Here is a 4,488-nt window from a genome sequence, read left to right on the forward strand (position 1 = left end):
TCAATAGAAAACAATAAAATATCCTCGTTCCTCCGCTTTACGCCGATAGCCGACACGCATTTCTCGAAAGTAGACAACAAGAGTGCCAGCGGCCGTACCACAGTCTATCTCTTGCTGTGTGTGTCGTTCCTCATCGTCATCATCGCCGCTATCAACTTCATGAACTTCACGCTGGCGGAAAGCCCGATGCGCGTCAAGAGCATCAACACGCAGAAAGTGCTGGGAGCTACCGTAAGCTCGCTCCGCACGGGGCTGGTGCTGGAATCGGTGCTGGTCAGCGTCATTGCTTTCGGCGTGTCGTTGCTCCTGCTGCTAGCGTTGCGCGGCTCGGGCCTGCAAGACTTGGTGACGGCAAGCCTCGACCTGACGGCACATCCGCTGCTGCTTGCCTCCACCTTCGGCATCAGCGTGCTGATGGGCGTGCTGGCAGGGCTGTATCCGTCTTATTACGTCACCTCGTTCCCGCCCGCGCTGGCACTGAAAGGTTCGTTCGGCCTCTCGCCCAAAGGACGGAAGCTGCGCACGGCATTAGTGTGCTTTCAGTTCTTCGTGGCGTTCATGCTGATTATCGCTATCGGCATCATGTATGCACAGAGCCGCTACATCCGCACGACCGATTACGGCTATGACAAGGATGCCATCGTGGTGGGCAACATGTCGTGGAATGCTATCCAGCAGCGGGAAGCAGTAGTCGGTGAGCTATCGCGCATATCGGGCGTAGAAGGCGTAGCGTTCTCGCAATTTGTTTTAAGTTCGAATGATTCTTACATGGGCTGGGGACGCGGAAGCGACGACAAGCACATTCAGTTCGACGTGCTCCCAGTAGATTACCGTTACCTGAAGGTAATGGGCATTCGTGTCACCGAGGGACGCGACTTCAAGCCGGGCGACGGCGATGTATATATCTTCAATGAAGCTGCCCGCAAGAAATACCCGTGGATGGCGGTGGACCAACTTGCCACAGACGGCGATTATCCCATTGTGGGCTTCTGCGAGAACATCCATTACAGCACGTTCCGCAACGATGACAACAGCCAGCCGATGGCGTTCTTCATCTACGGGAAAGACTATGCCGACTGGGGACGTTGGGAAAACTACGTCAACGTCCGCGTCTCCGCCGGAACAGACAAGGTAGCCGTAATCCATTCGTTGCAGAAAGCGATGGAGAAGTTCACGCCGGGACACGACTTCAACTTCCGATTCATGGACCAAGTGCTTGACAATGCCTACCGCAACGAACTGCGATTCACCCGCCAAATCCTGCTCTTCTCCCTCCTCGCCATCGTCATCAGCATGATAGGCGTGTTCGGACTCACCATGTTCGAGAGCGAATACCGCCGCAAGGAGATAGGCATCCGCAAGATATTCGGAAGCACCACGGGCGAAATCCTCCGCATGTTCAACAAGCGGTATTTGTATATACTGATAGGATGCTTCGTCGTAGCCGCTCCCTTCGGCTGGTGGATAGGACACCACTGGCTGGAAGGATTCGCCGAACGCACACCCATACGAGCCTGGATTTTCCTCGCCTCCTTCCTCCTCGTCACCGCCATCACCATGATAACGGTCACGGTGCAGAGCTGGAAGAACGCCAACGAGAATCCCGCGAACAGCATCAAGACGGAATAAAACTTGTAGGGGCAGGGTTTGCCTGCCCGAATACATCCACGTGAACGCATACGGGCGGGCAAACCCCGCCCCTACAAGAAACTATAAATTGTAAATAGTAAATGACTAAATAGTAAATAACCACATGAAAACCTATTTCACCTTCTTGGAGCGCAACAAGCTCTTTACATTCGTCAACGTGGCGGGGCTGAGCATCTCGCTGATGTTCGTGCTCCTTATCGCCAACATGGTGACACGGCAGCTTACCGTGGAGAAAGACCAACGGGATGCCGACCGTATCTTTGTGTTTGCCAACGGGAATCACGGTACCGCTCATTACCTTATCGGCGAAAAACTGCAAAGCCGGTATCCGGAAGTGGAAGATTGGTGCTCCTATACATCCGGAGCCATTTCTTATACCCTGATTGAGGAAAAGCCTGTCAATATAAGATTGCTTATCAGCCGGAAGAATTTCTTTCAGTTCTTCAGCTACAAGTTGATAGAAGGCAACCCCGAACAGGTGTTATTGAGCAACACCAGCATCGTGCTCACCCGTTCGTGCGCCAATATGCTCTTCGGCGGACAACCTGCCTTGGGCAAAACCCTGCGCTTTCCTAATATCAATGACCAGACCTTTACCGTCACCGGCATTATGGAGGACTTCAATAACTCCATTATCCCCGACAATATCCAAGCCATTATCCCCTACGAGAATGCGGAGTATCTGAATCCGAGCGTCAGCATAAGAGACAACAACATGAGCAATGCCTCCAGCGCCATGGTGTTCATACGTTGCCCCCAAGGTGTAGACCCGAACGTGAAAGCCGATGACATCCGTGCGTATCTGAAAGAAATCTGGTGGTTCGGAGGCAAACCGGTACGTTTTATTCCCTTCCGGGATTTTTATTTCGCTACAGACCTGGAATGCAACATCCCTATGGAACAATACGACCTCACCATGGTATGGATTGTCCTTACGGCTGGCGTACTCATCCTGCTTATGGCGGTGTTCAACTACATCAGCATGAGCGTGGCGCAGACCAGCTACCGTGCCAAGGAAATGGCTACACGCCGCCTGCTCGGCTCGTCACGCTCCGATATCTTCTGGCGCATGATTGCCGAATCGGCACTGCTCACCTTCGTGGCTTTCGTTATCGGATTCCTGCTGGCAAAGGCAGCCGAACCCATTGCCATGGACTTGCTTCAAGTCAAGCTTGACCTCGTGGGAGACCTGTCGGCAGGCACACTTCTTATTTATATTGTGTTCGTCTTGCTGCTGTCCTATCTGTCGGGCTTCATCCCCGCTACCATTCTTTCCAACTACAATCCGCTGGACGTAGTGAAAGGCACGTTCCGCCGCAAGACCAAAACCATCTACCTGCGCACGCTGAACATTGTGCAGAACGGACTGACCATCGCCATGCTTACCTGCGCCCTCTTCCTGAGCGTACAGATATACCGCATCTTGCACGAACCCTTGGGATATACCTACGGAAACATCCTTGCACTCACACCCGCAGCCGAGAACGAGACCCTGCTTGCTTTCCGCAACGAAGCCTTGAAGTTGCCCTTCGTAAAACGCGTCTGCTTCACCCAAGGCACGCCGCGCGACGGAGGAAACAACAACACCATGAACGTCCCCGTGCAGGGCAGCCTTAAGTCGATGAGCTTCCAGTGTTTCATCGCCGACTCCTCTTTCATCGACATGTTCGGCATCCAAATCACGCAAGACCGCAAGCTGACGAACGACGACGGCGCGTGGCTGGTGAGCGAGAACGCCATGAAAGACATGCCGGGCATCACCGATTACGTGCCCAACGAACGCAAAGGAAGAACAGGATTCTACATCAGCGGAACATTCAAGGATTTCCACATCCGCCGGGCTATGGACGCACAGCGTCCCCTACGCATTCAAATCCGTGACGTAGAAAACGTACATCCATGGGAAATTCTGATAGAAACCAACGACGGAGACTTGGCTGACTATCAACGCCGGCTGAATACCTTGTACGAATCGTTCGTGAAAGATATCCCGTACAAGTCACGTTGGTATCACAACCAGATGCGCGACCAATACAAAGACCTTTTCCGGATGAACAAGCTGATTGGCGTCTTCACCGGAGCGGCATTCCTCATCTCTCTGTTGGGACTGACCGCCATGAGCATTTACTTCATCGCCCAGCGCAAGCGCGACATGGCGATACGCAAAGTGTTCGGTTCCAGTTCGCTGGAAGAGCAGAAACGCCTGATGAGCTTCTCGCTTCATTCTATCGGCATCAGCCTGCTCGTTGCCATCCCGCTGGCAATCGTAGGCGTGAGAAGCATCAATAACATCATAGAATATGAAAACAGCTTCCCGTGGTGGGTTCCGATAGCCTCCATTCTCATCGTGAGCCTCATCTCGCTGGTTTCGGTATACCTCATCAGCCGGAAAGCCACCCGCGAGAATCCCGTGGAGAACCTGAAGACGGAATAAAACTTGTAGGGGCAGGGTTAGCCTGCCCGAATACATCCACGTGAACGCATACGGGCAGGCAAACCCCGCCCCTACAAGAGACCCAAAATCGTAAATAGTAAATTGTCAAATAGTAAATGAGTATATGAACACCTTAGCACGCAACTTCTCGCATACCTTCCGGCGTTTCCTCACGGCAAGCGTCCTCAACATCATCGGGCTGGCGATTGCCTTCGCCTCCTTCTTCGTCATCATGACGCAGGTGGATTACGACCTGAACTTTAACAAGGGATACAAGGACTATCAGAACATCTACCGGACGGAAATCTATTACAGCAATGACATCGGCTGGCAGACGTGGATGTCGCGCCCGCTGTGCGAACTGATAGGCAGCAGCTCGCCACACATACAAACCGTTTCCATTA

2 protein-coding genes and 1 pseudogene are annotated in these 4,488 nt (G+C 52.9%); all 3 read left to right on the top strand.

Features of this window, described 5'->3' with window-relative positions; all coding sequences use genetic code 11:
• A partial coding sequence (locus B5F25_RS20575) for an FtsX-like permease family protein (protein WP_140407007.1) occupies window positions 1–1,629 on the top strand: 1,629 nt, incomplete at its 5' end.
• A gap of 124 nt (window positions 1,630–1,753) precedes the next feature.
• Window positions 1,754–4,084, top strand: a complete 2,331-nt coding sequence (locus B5F25_RS20580) for an ABC transporter permease (RefSeq protein WP_087251713.1) — start codon at window positions 1,754–1,756, stop codon at window positions 4,082–4,084.
• 124 nt (window positions 4,085–4,208) lie between these two features.
• Window positions 4,209–4,488: pseudogene (locus B5F25_RS20585) on the top strand (ABC transporter permease); the annotation flags it as partial.

This window comes from Bacteroides sp. An19, assembly GCF_002160215.1.
Classification (GTDB): Bacteria; Bacteroidota; Bacteroidia; order Bacteroidales; family Bacteroidaceae; genus Phocaeicola; species Phocaeicola intestinalis.